Source organism: Paeniglutamicibacter sulfureus, assembly GCF_039535115.1.
GTDB classification, from domain to species: Bacteria; Actinomycetota; Actinomycetes; order Actinomycetales; family Micrococcaceae; genus Paeniglutamicibacter; species Paeniglutamicibacter sulfureus.
This window is the reverse complement of the sequence record NZ_BAAAWO010000001.1, coordinates 58,002-74,399: the sequence shown is the minus strand read 5'-3', so window position 1 is coordinate 74,399 and position 16,398 is coordinate 58,002. Positions and strand designations below refer to the sequence as shown.

The following is a 16,398-nucleotide window of genomic DNA, read 5'->3' as shown; positions in this document are numbered from 1 at the left end:
ACTACTCACGAGCTCCGCGATTACGTTCCCTCATCGTGCGAAGTGCCTCGCGATTGTCCTGTTTTTCACGCAGGCTCTGGCGTTTGTCGTATTCCTTCTTACCGCGCGCAACGCCAATTTCAATCTTGGCACGCCCGTTCTTGAAATACAGGCTCAGCGGTACGATCGTCAGACCGGATTCATTGATCTTGCGTTCAATTTTCAGCAGCTCTTGGCGGTGCAGGAGCAGCTTGCGTCGCCGCCGGGCCGCATGGTTCGTCCACGAGCCATTGAGGTACTCCGGGATGTAGACATTCTCCACATACAGTTCATTGCGGTAGAACTGGCCGAATCCATCAACCAGCGAAGCCTTGCCCTCGCGCAGGGATTTCACTTCAGTTCCGCTGAGCACCATTCCGGCTTCGTAGGTATCGAGAATCTCGAAGTCATGTCTGGCCTTGCGGTTGCTGGCAATAATCCGCTGTTCCGGGTCTTTCTTAGACACGTTGGCAACTCCTCTCCGCGAGTGGTTTCGTCACTTGGCGAGCTTATAGCTTACCGCTAGAGAAGTCCCAATGGGTTTACGGCCGCACCATTAAGAATCGTTTCGAAGTGCATGTGGCAGCCGGTGGAGTTGCCGGTCGTTCCTACGTAGCCGATGAGCTGGCCCTGCTGAACGTTCTGGCCGACACCGACCACAATCCGCTGCATGTGATGGTAGTTCGTTGCCAGTGCCCGGCCCTTGACCACGCCGTGGCTGATCGTGACCTTGTTTCCGGAGCTTCCGCCCCAGCCGGCCATCCAGACCTCTCCGTCCGCAGCTGCGCGCACTGGAGAGCCACATTGTCCGCCGAAGCCCCAGTCCACTCCGGCATGCACGTAACCGCCTCGTCCACCGTAGTCGATGGTTCCCGCAGGAGTGGGCCGCCAACCGAAGCCCGAGGTCTGACGTCCGCCGCTCACCGGCTTGATCAAGCCCCATGAGCTTCGTTCTGGCGGAGCAGCTTGCGGAGCGGGTGCAACGTACTTGGGTTTAACGTACGTGTTCTTCTTCTTCTGTCGAGCGGCTTCTTCCCTGGCCTCCTTGGCCCGAGCTGCCTCTTCACGATCCCATTTCGCTTTGGCCTCAGCCTTGCGCTTGCGCTCAGCCTCGGCAGCCTTGCGCTTGCGCTCGGCTTCCTCACGGATCAGGCGCTCCTGGCGCTCCTTGATTTCCCCGTTGATCCTGACCTGGTCAGCCTCTTCGGCGCGCAGCTTCTGCTGAATGCGCGGACGCTGGGCGAGGAGCTCGGCACTCAGCGCGTCCGTCTGGGAGATGATCCCATCAAGTTCACGCTTCTTGGACTCGGCATCGTCACGGGCGACTTGCTCGCGCGCCAGCGCCGCATCGGCGGCGGACTTGAGGTCGGTAATTTCAGCTTCCACTGCAGCCAGACGCAATTTCGCGTTGGCGTCGGTCGCCGACTGTTCGGACAAGGCATCGAGGGCGGCGTTTTGCGACCGCATGGCCTGGTCTGCTAGATCCATGCCCGCGGCCAGATTGCCGTCGGAAGTGGCGTTCATGAGCAGTGAGAGGTCCGAGGAGACTCCGCCCCGCTTATAGGCTTCCGTTGCAATCTGTCCGATGATTTGCTTGGAATCCTCAAGCTTCGCCTTGCCCTCGGCGATTTTCACGTTCAGCTGATCGCGTGTTTCGCGAGCCGCTTGGACCCTCCGGGCCAGATCGGCCGCTTCATCCGCGGCCCTTCGCACCCGGCCCTGTGCATCTGCCAGGGCCTGTTCAGCCCCGGGAAGCTGAGCCTGCAGTCCTCGAAGCTTCGCATCGGTGACCTTGATATCGTCATCGAGGACTTCCAAGTCCTCGGAGAGGTGATCGATGTTCTGTTCAACTTGGCGCTTTTGGTCATCTAGCTCATCCGCGTGTGCACCCACGCCCCCGGAAACCAAGAGGGCGATCGACAATGCGCCCACGGCTCCCGAACGCGCCATACGGCACCATACTGCTTTGGCTAACATAAATGTCCTTTGAGTCCTCGGTGAACTGAATTATTCATAGGTAGGCGGCGCCCTAAACCTTCAAGTACCGCCGCAAGGTTACCAACGACGATACACCAGCCAAAACCACGCCCAGCAGGATCAACCACGGTGCCACCAGGAAAACTTCGCCGGTGGATATGAAGGCAGTGTCCTTGTAGTCGAGCGCAAGCTTCCCGTCGATAAGGAACCTTACCGCCGCCCACAAGACGCCACCGGCCAACAACGCGCCAATCAATGCCGAGATAACGCCTTCCAAAATGAAGGGCAACTGGAGCGAGGATTTCGAGGCCCCCACCAGGCGCATGATGCCAGTTTCGCGGCGACGTAAGTAGGCGGACAGGCGAATCGTTGTTCCAACGAGCAACACCGCGCAAAGGATCATTACGCCGGCAATGCCGATGGCAACGAAGGATGCGATGTTGATGATGGAGAAGATCTTCTCGAGCAGCTCCCGCTGGTCGACCACCACATCGACTCCGTCCATCGAAGAGAAGAGTTCCTTGATGATCTGGTATTTTTCAGGATCAACCAAGGAAACCCGGAACGACTCCGGAAGCTGGTCGGCAGTCACGGTTTCGCTCATGGACGAGTTTTCGAACTGTTCGCGGAAGTGGGTGAGGGCTTGTTCCTTCGATTCGTATTCGAAGCTGTCAACATACGGCTTCACCGCCGAGGAGCCCAACATCGAATCAATTTCGCCGCGTTGGTCCTCGGTTACGGCACCTTCGGTGCAGTTGGTTCCTTCGTTGTGCTCACCGCACAGATAAATGGCCACCTGGACCTTGTCGTACCAATAGCCCTTCATCTGCGAGATCTGCATCTGCATGAGCGCCGCGGTACCCACGAAAGTCAACGAAATGAAGGTGACCAAGACTACGGAGACCACCATGGAGAGGTTTCGGCGGAGGCCAGTGCCTACTTCGCCGAGAATAAATCCGAGTTTCATGGCAAGTCGTCCTCAGTGTCAAACGGCGCGAAGGCCTGGCTGCGATTCGACGGTTTCTGCCACGTACTGTGATCGGCCTGCCGCAATTCGCGTGTTCCGTCCTGATTAATCACCGGGATCATCGAGGTGTACTCGCCAGAGCTCTCATCGCGCATGATCCTGCCCAAGGAAAGCTCAACGACGCGTCGACGCATGGAATTGACGATTCCATCGTCGTGCGTTGCCATAAGGACCGTAGTGCCGTTTTGGTTGATGCGGTCCAAGACGTTCATGATCCCGACGCTCGTAGCCGGGTCCAAGTTTCCGGTCGGCTCGTCGGCAAGCAAAATCTGCGGCTTGTTGGCAATGGCGCGGGCAATGGCCACACGCTGCTGTTCGCCGCCGGAAAGTTCATCTGGCTGGCGCTTTTCCTTGCCCTCCAGACCCACGAGCTTTAAGACCTCGGGCACGTGGTCGCGGATTGCACTTCGGCTCTCCCCCACCACCTGCATGGCAAAGGCGACGTTCTCGAAAACGTTCTTCTGCGGCAACAGGCGGAAGTCCTGGAACACGACACCGATGCCGCGACGCAGCTTGGGCACGCGCCATGAGGGAATGCGTGCAACATTTTGTCCGGCGACATGGACGGAACCACCGGTGGCGACGATTTCACGCAGGATGAGCCGGAGGAAGGTGGATTTGCCGGAGCCGGAGGCACCAACAAGAAACGCAAAGTCACCACGGTCAATTTCAATGCTTACGTCGTCGAGGCCAGGGCGCGCATTCTCCGAACCAAGGCGCGACTTCTGGTCATAGACCATCGTGACGTTTTCGAATCTAATCATCGCAACTCTGCCCGCGGGATCGCCGGCGCATGATCCAGGCACGGGACTTTGTTGAAGGAAGTAGCAAAGCCAGCTCTTGCACTCTATCCGTCCCGGCGGCACACAGTCGGCACAAAAAGCGGGTGTGTCACGAATCTGTGAGCCAGGTGAACGCACCCTGCGTGACCGATTCCCGGCTAACTGCATTACCCGCCAGTCAGCAAGCCCGGTGGGACCGTCCGCCGTCCGACCCACGGCGCAACCACCGATTGGCCTCGGGTTATTCCGACCACCAACGCACGGTTGGAACTCCTACGGTAGCGCCAACGGTGCGTCGGTTGCGGCCCTGATCTGTTCAGGAGTGACACCGGGGGCGCATTCGACCAGCTGCAAGCCGCTGGCTGTGACGTCTATTACGGCGAGATCCGTGATGATGCGTTGCACCACCGCACGGCCCGTTAGAGGCAAGGTGCATTCCTTGAGAATCTTCGCGCTTCCGTCCTTCGCAACATGCTCCATCAAGATGATGACGCGCTTGGCTCCCTGGACCAGATCCATGGCACCGCCCGGGCCCTTGACCATCTTGCCGGGGATCATCCAGTTGGCGAGGTCTCCGCCGGCGGAAACCTGCATTGCACCGAGGATCGCTGCATCGATCTTGCCGCCGCGGATCATCGCGAAGCTCGTCGAAGAATCGAAGTAGCTGGCGCCCGGAAGCACCGTCACGGTTTCCTTCCCCGCATTGATCAGATCGGGATCGACATCTGCCTCCGAGGGATATGGGCCGACCCCAAGGATCCCGTTCTCCGATTGCAGCACCAACGTGCGGTCCGCGGGAACATAGTTCGGCACCAGCGTGGGCATGCCGATGCCGAGATTGACATAGGCACCGTCTGGCAGTTCAAGCGCCGCACGGGCCGCCATTTCATTGCGTGACCAAGGCATTGGTTAGCCCTCCTTTGCAAATGGTGCGTCGTTGGACGCGGCACCGGCCGACTGGACCGTCAGCTTTTCAATCGGTTTCTCAATATCGGGCCCCACCTCCACCACGCGGTGCACAAAAACCCCGGGTAAATGGATCGCATCGGGATCAAGCTCGCCGGGCTCCACCAAGTGCTCAACCTGGGCAATGCAGATCCTTCCCGCCATTGCGGCCACGGGAGAAAATTGCCGCGCAGCCTTGTTGAACACCAGGTTTCCATGGCGATCTCCGTATGCGGCGTGGACCAGGGCGTAGTCGGTAACGATGGCTTCCTCCAATACGAAGGTCCCCGGCTCGCCGCCGGGCGCGAAGTCACGCTGGTCCTTGGGCACGGAAGCCTGGACAATCGCGCCGTCGGGACCGTAGCGCTGGGGCAGTCCTCCATCGGCTACCTGGGTACCTACGCCGGTGCGCGTGTAGAAGGCAGCGATGCCAGCACCGCCGGCACGCAGCTTCTCGGCAAGCGTTCCCTGCGGGGTCAACTCCAGCTCCAATTCGCCGCTGAGATAACGGCGTGCAAATTCCTTGTTTTCGCCGACGTATGAAGACGTCATCTTCGAAATCCTGCCGGAACGTAGCAGGATGCCCAGCCCGTGGTCGTCGGTTCCACAATTGTTAGAGACGACCTTCAGGTCGCCGACCCCGGTCTCTAGCAGCGCCTGTATCAGTACATTTGGGTTGCCCGAAAGCCCAAAACCGCCCACGGCGATGGACGCGGACTCCGGAATGTCCGCCACCGCTGCATTTGCTGATTCGTAGGTCTTGTCTAGCATTCCTGCGCTCCTGGGATTGCGGGTGGACGGTGCGATAGGCCACGGGCCTGTCTGCACCAGGCTTATCGCGCGGCGGAATTGGTCCCCGGCTTGCGACTACCCTGTAGCCACATCGTAGGACGTCCAGTGGCGGAATTCACCCATCCGGACACAATCGTTCCAGCAACGTGTTCTTGGAGCGATGTGCCTTGCGCCGTTGCAAGAGGTACCCCAAACTAACAAGGAGGCCCCCCGGGCACGCGATGAACGTGCCCGGGGAACCTCCCTTGTCTTCGTCCGCTGTGCGGCTCGGTGCCGGGCCGGTGTTCGGCCGGAGTGAATGTCTAGGACTGTGGACGGCGCTGTGCCGCCCGCCAACGGATCCCGGCGTCGATGAAGTCATCGAGCTCGCCATCGAACACGGCGGAAGTGTTTCCGACCTCGTGTTCGGTGCGCAGGTCTTTGACCATTTGGTAGGGATTGAGCACGTAGGAGCGCATCTGGTCGCCCCACGAGGCTTTGACGTCGCCGGCCATCTGCTTCTTTTGTGCGTCCTGCTCGGCCTTTTTCACCAGCAGCAATCGCGACTGGAGCACGCGCAGAGCCGCCGCACGGTTTTGGATCTGCGACTTTTCGTTCTGCATAGACACCACAATGCCAGTGGGGATGTGCGTCATGCGCACCGCCGAGTCGGTGGTGTTCACTGACTGTCCACCCGGACCCGAGGAACGATATACGTCGACGCGGATCTCGTTTTCCGGGATCTCGATGGAATCGTTTTGCTCAATCAGGGGTATGACCTCAACAGCGGCAAATGACGTCTGGCGTCGGCCCTGGTTGTCGAAGGGCGAGATGCGCACCAGGCGATGGGTTCCGGCCTCAACCGATAGCGTGCCAAACGCGTAGGGCGCGTTGATTTCGAAGGTGGCTGATTTCAAGCCAGCCTCTTCGGCGTAGGAAGTGTCCATGACCCGCGTAGAGTAGCCGTGCTTTTCGGCCCAGCGCATGTACATCCGCATCAACATTTCTGCGAAATCGGCGGCATCCACGCCTCCGGCACCGGCACGAATTGTCACAACCGCCTCGCGTGCGTCGAATTCACCGGAGAGCAGCGTCACCACTTCCAGGTTCTCCAATGCCTTGCGCACCGACTTTAGCTCGGTTTCCGCTTCCTGCAAGGTATCGGCGTCAGCCTCCATCTCGGCGAGTTCCACCAGCACTTCCAAGTCGTCGATGCGGGTGCGGATGCTCGTCAGACGCTCAAGCTCAGACTGGCGGTGCGAGAGCTTGGATGTGACCACCTGCGCCGCGGCCGGGTTGTCCCAGAGATCGGGAACACCCGCTTCCTCGGAGAGCATCGCGATGTCGGCGCGGATGCGCGGCACATCGGAGACCTCTTCGATGGAGGCGTAGGTGGAACGCAGTGATTTGATTTCGGCAGAAAAGTCAGTTGAAGCCATGGTAGTTTCCAGCCTACGACATATAAGGCGCCACAATTTGCTTCGGGGCTTGGTTATGACAGATGAAGCCCCATCGGTGATCCTGATGGACGCCGTGGTCCAGTCAACGGCGAGGGCGGATCCACCCGTTCCCGCTGGCGGCCTTGGCCAGGTGCATTCCGCTATTCAACGTGAGAGCAGCGTGCGGGCGTGGGATTCGACGTGGATAGACACCCCGCGCGGGACCACCCAGCCGATGATCGGTGGATGCACCACCGCGCCCAGGCGCACGTGCGCCGTGACTCCGTCGGGTTCCACGCCGGCGCTGACGATTCGCAGGTTCGAGAACCCTGCCCGGGCGTCAATGTCCGCAAGGTATTTTTCCGCTGCGTTTCGGACCTCGGACGGCTGCAACCGAAGCGAAGCGATCTCTCCGCCGCCTGCCGAGAGCTCAAAGTTGTCGGCAGCCGCGGCGACAGCCCCGTCTGCCACCGAAAGGAGCTTGTGTGCCTGCACGTTTACAGCCGTGGCCGCAAGCACCACGCTAATGGCCAGCAGCGAGATTGCGACCATGCCGATGATCAATATCATCGACTGCCCGCTTTCCGCTCTGGACGGGGAAGGTGACCGGGTGGCGGGCATTGTTTCGGTGTCAATGACGCGTCCAGCGGCCCCGCTGCTGCTACCCATATCGATCGACCCGCTGGGTGGCCTTGGATCCCACGTTGCCCGTGCGCCAGTTCCAGCCATCGGGAAGCATCGGCAGGACGGTCTCGACCGACACATTGATTGTCACGGTGCTTCCGGGTGAGAGACATGTCCCCTGGCAGCTGTAACTGAAATTGGTGCGTCCAGGCCCGATCTCCATGTTGGCGGCTGCCCGCTGAACGGCATCCGCCGCCCGGGCACGTCCCTGGCCCTCGCTTTGCGCCGTGACGAAGACCTTGGCGGCGTGGTCAGCCGCGCCGACCGCCGCGTAGCTTGCCGCCTGGACCTGTGCGGCGCCCACCACGAGGTACACCAGCGGCACCAGAAGCAATACCACCAGGAAGATGAATTCGATGATGGAGGAACCACTCTGAGGCCCGGGTGCCTCGCGATGGTCCTGCGGCGGGCTAGCCATATCGCACCGACTCTCCGTGCACCACGAACTCACCTGCGAACGGGATCATGCCGATGAGTGGAATTCCCGCCCGGACGGTGATCCGCACGCCGGGAGTTCCCCCGATGCTGATGGCGTTGGCCTGCACATTGGAAGCAAAGCGATCGCTCAGTGCTCCGCGGATGATGTCCTGCGTGCGACCCACACCGTCACCGGGACCACGGTCTGCCAACGTGCCATACCGGGCACCGGCCGCTGCGGCATCCATCAAGGTATTCCTGACGTGAAGCGCAAGAGTGAGCTGCAGGATGGCCAGAAACACGGCGATGAGCAGCGCGGAGACCATCACAAATTCGGCAACGGCCGATCCGCGCTGGTTGCCCCGCACTTCTTTCATTGAGGGCACGGCGAACCCTGGCATGCCCGTCCCTTTAGCCCAGGCCCGAAACCCGGTTGATTGCCTGGTTGAACAGCTCTTCCAGCCGGGGACCGGCGATAGCCAGCAGCGCTGCAACCAACAGCGCGCTCATCAAGGTGATCATCACCCATCCGGGCACGTCGCCACGTTCATTGCGCTTTACGCGTTCGGCCAACTCCGTGGCGCGGGTACCTGCCCACATGCCCATGCCGAACATCAACAATCCAAACTGCCGTGCGATCCTCATGTCATTTCTCCTTGCCGGTTTGTTGCCGCGCCGTCCGCCGGCGCGAGTGCCTGGTGCTGCTAGCCATGAATTTGGTGCCGCTCCGTACCTGCCGAGTTCCCGCGACAGTCGGACACGTCGGGATCCCGTCCGGGTTCCGCTGCTTGCCCTGCTTCTGCACCTTTCGTTAGTAGTTCATGTCGATCAGCGAAAGTCCCGGATACACCGCGAAAACGATGGTCAGGGGCAGTATGCCGAAAACTATGGGTACCATCATGCCGATTTCCTTCTTGCCCGCGGTCTCCATCAGCTCCCGCTTGGCAGCGTCACGCACGTCTTGGGCCTGCGCCCGCATGACCGCGGCGATTGGCGTCCCGCGCTCACTGGCCACGATGATCGCGTCGACGAAACGCGTCATTGCCGTGAGCTGAATGCGGTCGGACATGTCGGACAGGGCGCCGGCCAGTGTCGCGCCGGCGCGGACATGGGCAAGGGTGAGGGAAAATTCCTCGCTGAGTGCACCTCTGGATGTGCGCGCCACCCGTTCAATCGAGCCCACAGTACTTTCCCCCGCGGCCACGGCCAGCGCCATGAGCTCGGCGATCGTGGGGAATTGGTTCAGGATTCGCTTGCTGCGGCGGGTGGTCTGCTCCCCGAGGTACCAGTCGCGCAGCAGGTAGCCGCCCACCGCACAAAAGACGAGGACCACCAGTGCCAGCATCGGGTTGAAGCGACCGGCCACAATGTTCAGGCCGATCAGGGCGGCGCCGAGCAACGTCAACCCGGCCGACCACAGAAGCTGTTGGGCGCGAAAATCCAACACGCCGATCCGCAGCCCTGCACGCGCCAGTCGCCGTGCCAGGGCCTCGTTGCTCGGATTCAGCCGCTGCGACATTCGTGCCACATCGGCCAGGACCGGACCCACGATGCGCCCGAGCGGCCCAAAGGGGGTTTGCGCGGCGAGCGGTTCGACGAGGATTCGTGAACCGCTCCTGCCGGCGCGAAGGTGGGGAGCCAGACGCTGGGAGAAAGTCACAGGGCGCATCGCCGGGATCCGGACCAGCACGAGCCATAGTCCGCTGCCCAAACACAGACCCAACACCAATGCCAGGATCGTTGTGGTGCTCATCGAAACACCCGTTCTTCCTCGGGCAGGCGTCCGATGCGCATCATCGCCCGGTAACAAAGGAAGGACACCGCCAGGCCGCCGGCGAGCACCAGCATCCCGGTGACCGTGGAATACGCGTAGACCGCCGCCGGCTGCCCGGCCAACAGCAACAGGATGACCCACGGGGCGGCGATGGCAAGCCGGGCCGCCGACACCGTCCAGGACTGCCGGGCCTCGAGCTCACCGCGAGTCCGGGCAGCATCGCGCAGGAAAGAGCTGAGTGTGCCGAGCATCTCTCCCAAGTCGGTGCCTCCGACTTCGCGGGTGATGCGAAGGGCCTCTACAATCTTGTCGGCGACCGGATCGGCCAAGCGTGCAGCCAGACGTTCGAGCGAATCGTTGAAGCGTGCCGTCGCCCGGTAGTCCAGGCCGAATTCCGTGAATGCCGGACGCAGCGCCTCGGGCCCCTGTTGCCCCAGCTGGGTGAGCGCCTCGGGCAACGACATCCCGGCTCTGATTGCCGATCGCAGGTGGTCGACAACGTCAGGCCATTGTTCCCGGAAATTCGCGGCGCGCTTGGTGGCCTGGTGCGCCACGAGCACCCACGGGGCACCCGCGCCGAACCCGGCGAAGGTCAGGGCGATCAGCGGCGCTCCGGTCAGGATGAGAACTACCAGTCCGACGATGACCCCGGCGGTGATCGAAGCGGAGATGAATCCGCCCCGGGTCACCTTGTCCAGCCCGGCATGCAGCAGCAGGGTTTCGATATGTCCATTGCCGGCTCGCGATCCCGTTCCCGCCACAGAGGTGAAAGAGCGATAAACCAGCAGCAACCCGAAGCCGAGGGTGAGTCCCAGGAACACACTCACGCCACCAGCCTCCCCAGTTCCGCGACGTCGATGCCGGCGTCAAGCAATTTCGGGTGTGCAAGGTCCGCGCTGGGTTGCAGTTCCAGCACCCCTTCAACGTGCTCGAACAGCGTCGTTGTTTCGATCGCACCATTTTCCACGCGCCGGCCCAGCGCCATGATCTCCCCCACGAAGCGCTTTCCCGCCGCGTCGCGCCGGCAATGCACCACCAGGTCGATGCAGGCCGCCACCGTCGGGATGACGAAGTTCGGCGAGATGTTCTCTCCTGCCAGCAACGGCAAGGTGCAGATCTTGGTCAACGCGTCATGCGCGGAATTCGCGTGGATTGTTGAGAGCCCTGGCAACCCGGAGTTGAGAGCGATCAGCATGTCAAGTGCCTCGGCCTCACGGACCTCGCCAATGACCAACCGGTCAGGACGCATGCGCAATGCTTCCTTGACCAGCCGCCGCATGTTGATTTCGCCGTTGCCCTCGAGGTTCTGTTGCCGGGTCTGCAGTCCCACCACGTCGCGCAGGTTGATCTTGAGTTCGAAAATCTCTTCAATCGTCACCACGCGCTCTCGGCTGCCTATCGAGGAGGCAAGGCAGTTGAGCATCGTCGTCTTCCCGGCCTGCGTGGCCCCTGAAACCAGCACGTTCAACCCAGCTCCGACGGCGATATCCAAGTAGTACGCCGCTTGCCGGGACATCGAGCCGAGCTCCACCAGGTGGTCAAGCCGGCTGGCCCTGGCGATGAACTTGCGAATGTTCACGGCCCAGTGTCTTCTGGTGATATCCGGGATGACCACGTGGAGTCGCGAGCCGTCTGGCAACTGACAGTCAACGAAGGGCTGGGAAAGATCCAGGCGGCGCCCGGAGGACTTGAGCATGCGCTCGACCAGTGCCGGAATCTCGGCCTCGAGCAATCTGATCGAAGTCAGCTCCGAGGTGCCTCCGCGAGCGGCAAAAACCTCGTGCGGACCGTTGATCCAGATTTCCTCGACGTCCGGGTCATCGAGCAGGGGCTGGAGGGCGCCGAGACCGGCAACAGCGTCCATGACCCGTCGGCGGGCGATGCCCAATTCCCCCAGCGCCGGCAACACGCCGAGCAGGGAACGTTCGTCGTAGTCGCGGACCACTTCGTCAACCAGACGCCGGACCTCGCCCACCTGGGTGGATGGGTCGAGCCCATGCCTGCGGATGAGCTCGCGTACCTCATCCTCGACTATCGCCAGTCCGTCAGCCATCGTGCTTCCCTACCGTGACCCGTCCCGGACACTGCCGGGAGCGGCGCCGTTCGCCGAAGCGCGTGGGGAGGCGGTTCTTGGCGGTGGCCATGCTCGGCATCCCTTTGTGCTGGTGAGCGACGGTATCCAGTTAGTTGCTAGACGCAATATGGCGACCCTATCCCGCGCGCCGGGCCAGCTTCAAGGCTCCTGCCAAATCTGTGGACAATTGACTATGTCTCGGTCCCCCGTCCACAGACGGGCAAGATCGCGGTGGTTGCCAGTCTCCGGATTCCCTAGATTGGGAGGGCGCGCCGCCCGGCGCCGAGAACGTTGCCGACTACGGCTTCCGGCACGGTCCGTCAAAGGCACAAGGGCCTAAACCAGCGAAAGGCGGTGCTCGTGGCAGGGAAACTCCACATCCGGCTGAATTCCCCCGCATTGGGCCAGCCGGTGCTGCTCGAACTGGCGGCCGCAGAACCCGTCAGCGGCCTTCGGCTGGCCGGTGTCCTGGCCCCACGCTGGCCCGGCATTATCTGGCATTGGGCGGGAAAAGCACTCACAGACGTCCCGCGGCTGCCGCTGTCGGGAAGGATCCTGCTCTCCGACTCGCCGGTGGGGCCCGAACCCCACCGGCACCCTCGCTCGGACGGGCATGATCCCGCCGTGCTGGTGGTGATGCGGGGTCCCGATCCCGGCGGAGCCCTGCCTCTTCGTCGCGGGGTCTATGCACTGGGACGCGGCGAAGTCGACCTGCCCATCGGCGATCTGGGGCTCTCGCGCCGTCACGCGCTGTTACGGGTGACCGACACTTCCATCGTGCTCAGTGACGAAGCATCGTCCAACGGCGTGTGGTTCGCCCAAACGCCGATCCTTGAGCGGCGACTGCTCATCGGTGATTCATTCACCGCCGGAGGGAGCGACTTCGCGGTGCTCCCGGCTCGTGGGCTCTCACCGGGACCGGTGCAATGGCCGTTGGAACCAGTCCCCCTCGCCGCGGACGAGCCAGGCAGCAGGCTGGCGATGTTGCTCATCGGGGCCCTTGCGCCGCTTGGTCTCGGGTTCGGATTGTTCCTGATGACACGCAGCGTGTTCTTCCTGGCCTTCTCCGCCATTTCGCTGCTCACCGGAGGGTTGCCCGCGTTGCTGCTGCTTCGGGCCAAGGCACGCTTCCGTCGGGCCTGGGCCCAGGCAACGGTGGCGGATGCGAAGCGGCGCGAGGACTTGGCTCCTCCCTTGGGTGCGGTGGCGGCAGGACTTGCCGGCGGCTGCATCGTGGACGGGGCCGGTTTCCCGGCGCTGGTCATCGGGCACGGCCGCCTGGCCGCATGGTTGTGCAGCGGATCCGGCGCCGATCCGCCCGCCCCGCGGCTTGCACGCGGAAAATCCCGAACGACAACGGGACCGCAGAGCCGACGGCGCCGGCGCCGGCGCACCAACGCGTTCGCCAACTTCCGGGCCACGCGAGCCGACGCCGAAAACGCGGATCCGTCAAACCTCGGCATACTGCAAGATTCCCCCGTCCCGCTGCTTCTGCACGCAGGGGCAATGGTGTGGTTCCCGGGGCTGGAATCAGGTTGGGGCCCGGTGCTGCGCGGCGTGTTGGTACGGTGGCTTCCGCTGTTGGCCGCGGGCACCCTGGAGGTGGTGGTGTTGGGCCCGGCTGGTTTTCTGCCCGCTGAATTCGCAATGCTGCCCGGTGTCCGGGTGCTCCCCGCGGATGCTAAGCTGCCCTCGACCCACACCCCCAGGATCGTGCTGTGCACCGGAGTCCGGAGTACACAACATGCCCAACCGGTTCCCCCCGCAACCACCGATGCCGGTCCGACAGTGTGGTTCCACTGCGGCGGTTCGGCACCGGTCGCCGGAGCCGAGGCGCACATCGACTGCCGGTCCGGTCGGTTGGTCCTGCAGTCTTCGGGCCGGGAACACAATCCATGGCTGTGGCCCGCACCGCCGGCGCGTGGGATAGCAGGGGGTCGCGCGCCCGGATCGCCGGGACACGCTTCACCTCGTGGTTCCGGACCGGCGAAAAACCCCGGACCGGGACCGGTTCAAGACGGCGATCTCACGGACAGCTCCCTGCCCGTGGAGTTGGAGGGGATCGGGTTCGACACCCTCGCGCGTGCCATCCGGCGGCTGGTGCCGCTGGATGCGGCTGGGTTGGATCCGGTCAACGATGCCACCTCTGCGACCCCGACGGGCGTCACCCACCGCACGGGAGCCCTCATCGGGGACACCGCCGAAGGGCCACTGCACCTGGACCTCGACGCCGACGGGCCACACCTGTTGGTCGCCGGAACCACCGGTTCGGGAAAATCCGAGTTGCTTCGCTCCTTGGTGCTGGGCCTGGCCACGGGAACCGGACCAGACGCTTTGGCATTCATGCTCGTCGATTTCAAGGGAGGTGCCACGCTGGCCCCGCTGTCCGTGCTGCCGCACGTCCAGGACTTCGTATCCGACCTGGATGCTGCCGCCGGGGAACGGATCCTTGAACTGCTGGGGCACGAACTTCGCCGGCGCGAGGCATTCCTGGCGCAGCATGCGGCCACCGACCACCGGGACTACCTGCGATCGCGCACCGCCACCGACCCGCCGTTGCCCAAGCTCGTGGTGCTCATCGACGAATTTCGCGTTTTCGCCATCGAGCTGCCCGAGGCACTGGAACGGGTGGTCCACATCGCCACTGTCGGCCGCTCGCTGGGGATCCACCTGGTGCTCAGCACCCAACGGCCGGCCGGGACCATCAGTGCACCATTGCGCGCCAATATCGGCTCGGTCATCGCGCTGCGCACCATCGGCGAATCCGAATCCAATGACCTGATCGGCTCGGCCGCGGCGGCGCGGCTGGATGCGTCGACCCCCGGTTTGGCATATTTCCGGCGCGGGGGTGGCTCCCCTGTGAAGTTCCGGGCACGCGTCAACGCCCGTCCGAGCGTCCCGGCGCGGTTGCGGGGATTCGGCCCCTGCCTGGACGAAGTGCACTTCGATGAGGAGGTGCCCGCCGCCCGACCCGGCGCCGCATCCAAGGCAGCGGTGGACGAAGCCCCCGGGCAGACCGTGCCCGGTTCCGAGTTGACCGCGCAGGTGGAATCCATCCGTGAGAGGCACCGCGACGTCGAGCCCGCCCCGAACCCGTTTTCCGCAGCGCTCCCCCGGCACCTGCCCGCGATCCCCCGCTCGGTGCTCCGGCAGGTATCGGGGCACCAGGGGGTGGTCGGGATGCTGGATCGTCCCCACTTGCCGCAGGCAGGTCCCCTGGTCTTCACCCCTCAGTCCACGTCCCGGCTCATGGTCTGCGGCCTGCCGGGCTCCGGCATCGAGCGGGTGCCGGAATTGCTGGTCCATGCCGTGAACCGGGGGTCCTTTGGAATGCCGTCCTTCGTACTCGACGGCAACGGCACCTTGGGCGCGCTGCGCGACCATCCGGCGGTGTCGGGCTATCTCGGCCCCGGCGACGCTTGGCGCATCAACGAGCTGCTGCTGCAACTCGGGGACCCAGGGTGCGGCCAACCGTTGCTGCTGGTCGTTTGCGGACTCGGCGGCTGGGCCCAGGCGCTGGAGGGCAGTACGTTCCTGACCCTTGAGGCGATGCTGGCAGGCTTTGCACGCACCGCACCCGAACTGGGACGTGCACTGGTCGTGTGCGGGGACCGGGACCTGACAAGTTCGCGGGCCGCATCGCTCTGCGAGAGCCGCTGGTATTTGCCGCGCGGTGCCGGCCCCGAGGTACTCATGGGATGGCCGCAACTGCGCAAGGTTGCCTCGCACGTGGGCCGTGGCGTGTTGCTGGACCCCGAGGGGCCACCGCGTGGGACGGAATTCCAGCTGCTCGACGGGGCCGCCTCCATGCCGATGCCCGTGGGCCAAGCGCCAGAAACATGGCTCCGTTCACTTCCACTGCCCGAGGTCTTGTCATCGTCGGATCTGGAAACCGCCGCCTGGGGACAGACCCAGGGAAGTCGTGGTGCTGCTGAGTCCCCGTCGTCGTTGTCCGTGGGGGTCTGCGGTCCGGACAACCGGCCATTCATCTGGTCCCCGGGCCCCTGCGGGCTGGTCATTGGGCACGAAGGGGCAGGCAAGCGGACGCTGCTGGAACACCTCGCCGGATTGGCCGGTTCGGGTCAACGGCACACCGTGCACTTTGGCCCGGACGACGAGTTGCCCGCCCATGCCGAAGAGTTCCTCAACTTGCACCCACTAGCCGAACGCGTGCTGGTGGACCGTGCCGACCTGCGCATGGCCCAGGCCTCCCGGGCCGCCGAGGTGTTACTTGCAGCCCGCGTCCAAGTGATCCTTAGCGCCGAGCCCTCGGCTCGCTTGCTCTTCGAACTGGGACTTTCATCGGTGGTGCGGGACCAACGCTCATTTTTGGTGCTTGACCCGCAATTCGGTGGTGACGCCGACCCCAGCGGATTCCGGCTTCAAGCCGCGGCCACGAGCTTGCCGGGACGTGCCTTCGCCATGGATCGCGGAACGATTCGGCAGATCCAGTGCGTGAACCGCGCAGCGTGATCCATGCGAGCGGGACC

General features: G+C 63.3%; 15 protein-coding genes. 1 reads left to right on the top strand and 14 read right to left on the bottom strand.

What is annotated here, in order from left to right:
• Window position 1: 1 nt before the first annotated feature.
• The 14 genes from smpB to ABD687_RS00255 all read right to left on the bottom strand — a co-directional run bounded on the left by smpB (window position 2) and on the right by ABD687_RS00255 (window position 11,887).
• A complete protein-coding gene (smpB, locus tag ABD687_RS00320; RefSeq protein ID WP_310288261.1) occupies window positions 2-484 on the bottom strand; it encodes an SsrA-binding protein SmpB in 483 nt (160 codons plus the stop codon).
• 56 nt (window positions 485-540) lie between these two features.
• A complete protein-coding gene (locus ABD687_RS00315) occupies window positions 541-1,995 on the bottom strand; it encodes a peptidoglycan DD-metalloendopeptidase family protein (RefSeq protein ID WP_310288263.1) in 1,455 nt (484 codons plus the stop codon).
• Window positions 1,996-2,047: 52 nt separating this feature from the next.
• Window positions 2,048-2,962, bottom strand: coding sequence for a permease-like cell division protein FtsX (gene ftsX / locus ABD687_RS00310; RefSeq protein ID WP_264270737.1), 915 nt, complete (start codon window positions 2,960-2,962; stop codon window positions 2,048-2,050).
• Window positions 2,959-3,786 carry a cell division ATP-binding protein FtsE gene (ftsE, locus tag ABD687_RS00305; RefSeq protein ID WP_264270738.1) on the bottom strand — a complete coding sequence of 276 codons (828 nt, stop codon included), beginning with the start codon at window positions 3,784-3,786 and terminating at the stop codon, window positions 2,959-2,961. Before ftsE ends, ftsX begins: the two co-directional genes overlap by 4 nt.
• A gap of 291 nt (window positions 3,787-4,077) precedes the next feature.
• On the bottom strand, window positions 4,078-4,710 hold the full coding sequence (locus tag ABD687_RS00300; protein ID WP_264270739.1) for a CoA transferase subunit B: 633 nt from the start codon (window positions 4,708-4,710) through the stop codon (window positions 4,078-4,080).
• A 3-nt stretch (window positions 4,711-4,713) separates the two neighbouring features.
• Window positions 4,714-5,520 carry a CoA transferase subunit A gene (locus ABD687_RS00295; RefSeq protein WP_264270740.1) on the bottom strand — a complete coding sequence of 269 codons (807 nt, stop codon included), beginning with the start codon at window positions 5,518-5,520 and terminating at the stop codon, window positions 4,714-4,716.
• 323 nt (window positions 5,521-5,843) lie between these two features.
• Window positions 5,844-6,959: a peptide chain release factor 2 gene (gene prfB, locus ABD687_RS00290; protein ID WP_264270741.1), complete on the bottom strand. Its 1,116-nt coding sequence runs from the start codon at window positions 6,957-6,959 to the stop codon at window positions 5,844-5,846.
• A gap of 165 nt (window positions 6,960-7,124) precedes the next feature.
• Complete coding sequence (locus ABD687_RS00285; protein WP_264270742.1) at window positions 7,125-7,529, bottom strand: hypothetical protein; 405 nt, start codon at window positions 7,527-7,529, stop codon at window positions 7,125-7,127.
• A gap of 91 nt (window positions 7,530-7,620) precedes the next feature.
• Window positions 7,621-8,061, bottom strand: a complete 441-nt coding sequence (locus ABD687_RS00280) for a hypothetical protein (RefSeq protein ID WP_264270743.1) — start codon at window positions 8,059-8,061, stop codon at window positions 7,621-7,623.
• Entirely contained in the window at window positions 8,054-8,437 is a 384-nt protein-coding gene (locus ABD687_RS00275; protein ID WP_310288267.1) for a TadE family protein, read from the bottom strand. Before ABD687_RS00275 ends, ABD687_RS00280 begins: the two co-directional genes overlap by 8 nt.
• A gap of 34 nt (window positions 8,438-8,471) precedes the next feature.
• Window positions 8,472-8,666 carry a hypothetical protein gene (locus tag ABD687_RS00270; RefSeq protein WP_264270793.1) on the bottom strand — a complete coding sequence of 65 codons (195 nt, stop codon included), beginning with the start codon at window positions 8,664-8,666 and terminating at the stop codon, window positions 8,472-8,474.
• Window positions 8,667-8,871: 205 nt separating this feature from the next.
• Window positions 8,872-9,813: a type II secretion system F family protein gene (locus ABD687_RS00265; protein ID WP_264270745.1), complete on the bottom strand. Its 942-nt coding sequence runs from the start codon at window positions 9,811-9,813 to the stop codon at window positions 8,872-8,874.
• A complete protein-coding gene (locus tag ABD687_RS00260) occupies window positions 9,810-10,661 on the bottom strand; it encodes a type II secretion system F family protein (protein WP_310288270.1) in 852 nt (283 codons plus the stop codon). The genes ABD687_RS00265 and ABD687_RS00260 overlap by 4 nt, the downstream gene beginning before the upstream one ends.
• A complete protein-coding gene (locus tag ABD687_RS00255) occupies window positions 10,658-11,887 on the bottom strand; it encodes a TadA family conjugal transfer-associated ATPase (RefSeq protein WP_310288272.1) in 1,230 nt (409 codons plus the stop codon). Before ABD687_RS00255 ends, ABD687_RS00260 begins: the two co-directional genes overlap by 4 nt.
• 381 nt (window positions 11,888-12,268) lie before the next feature.
• Here ABD687_RS00255 and ABD687_RS00250 point away from each other — a divergent pair, with 381 nt between their 5' ends.
• On the top strand, window positions 12,269-16,381 hold the full coding sequence (locus tag ABD687_RS00250) for an FtsK/SpoIIIE domain-containing protein (RefSeq protein ID WP_310288275.1): 4,113 nt from the start codon (window positions 12,269-12,271) through the stop codon (window positions 16,379-16,381).
• Window positions 16,382-16,398: the final 17 nt, after the last annotated feature.

Bases quoted from the DNA above. Each gene is read 5' to 3' on its own strand.
- ABD687_RS00315 (WP_310288263.1), bottom strand. From the start codon at position 1,995: ATGTTAGCCAAAGCAGTATGGTGCCGTATGGCGCGTTCGGGAGCCGTG.
- ftsX (WP_264270737.1), bottom strand. From the start codon at position 2,962: ATGAAACTCGGATTTATTCTCGGCGAAGTAGGCACTGGCCTCCGCCGA.
- ftsE (WP_264270738.1), bottom strand. From the start codon at position 3,786: ATGATTAGATTCGAAAACGTCACGATGGTCTATGACCAGAAGTCGCGC.
- ABD687_RS00300 (WP_264270739.1), bottom strand. From the start codon at position 4,710: ATGCCTTGGTCACGCAATGAAATGGCGGCCCGTGCGGCGCTTGAACTG.
- ABD687_RS00295 (WP_264270740.1), bottom strand. From the start codon at position 5,520: ATGCTAGACAAGACCTACGAATCAGCAAATGCAGCGGTGGCGGACATT.
- prfB (WP_264270741.1), bottom strand. From the start codon at position 6,959: ATGGCTTCAACTGACTTTTCTGCCGAAATCAAATCACTGCGTTCCACC.
- ABD687_RS00285 (WP_264270742.1), bottom strand. From the start codon at position 7,529: ATGATATTGATCATCGGCATGGTCGCAATCTCGCTGCTGGCCATTAGC.
- ABD687_RS00280 (WP_264270743.1), bottom strand. From the start codon at position 8,061: ATGGCTAGCCCGCCGCAGGACCATCGCGAGGCACCCGGGCCTCAGAGT.
- ABD687_RS00275 (WP_310288267.1), bottom strand. From the start codon at position 8,437: ATGAAAGAAGTGCGGGGCAACCAGCGCGGATCGGCCGTTGCCGAATTT.
- ABD687_RS00270 (WP_264270793.1), bottom strand. From the start codon at position 8,666: ATGGGCATGTGGGCAGGTACCCGCGCCACGGAGTTGGCCGAACGCGTA.
- ABD687_RS00265 (WP_264270745.1), bottom strand. From the start codon at position 9,813: ATGAGCACCACAACGATCCTGGCATTGGTGTTGGGTCTGTGTTTGGGC.
- ABD687_RS00255 (WP_310288272.1), bottom strand. From the start codon at position 11,887: ATGGCTGACGGACTGGCGATAGTCGAGGATGAGGTACGCGAGCTCATC.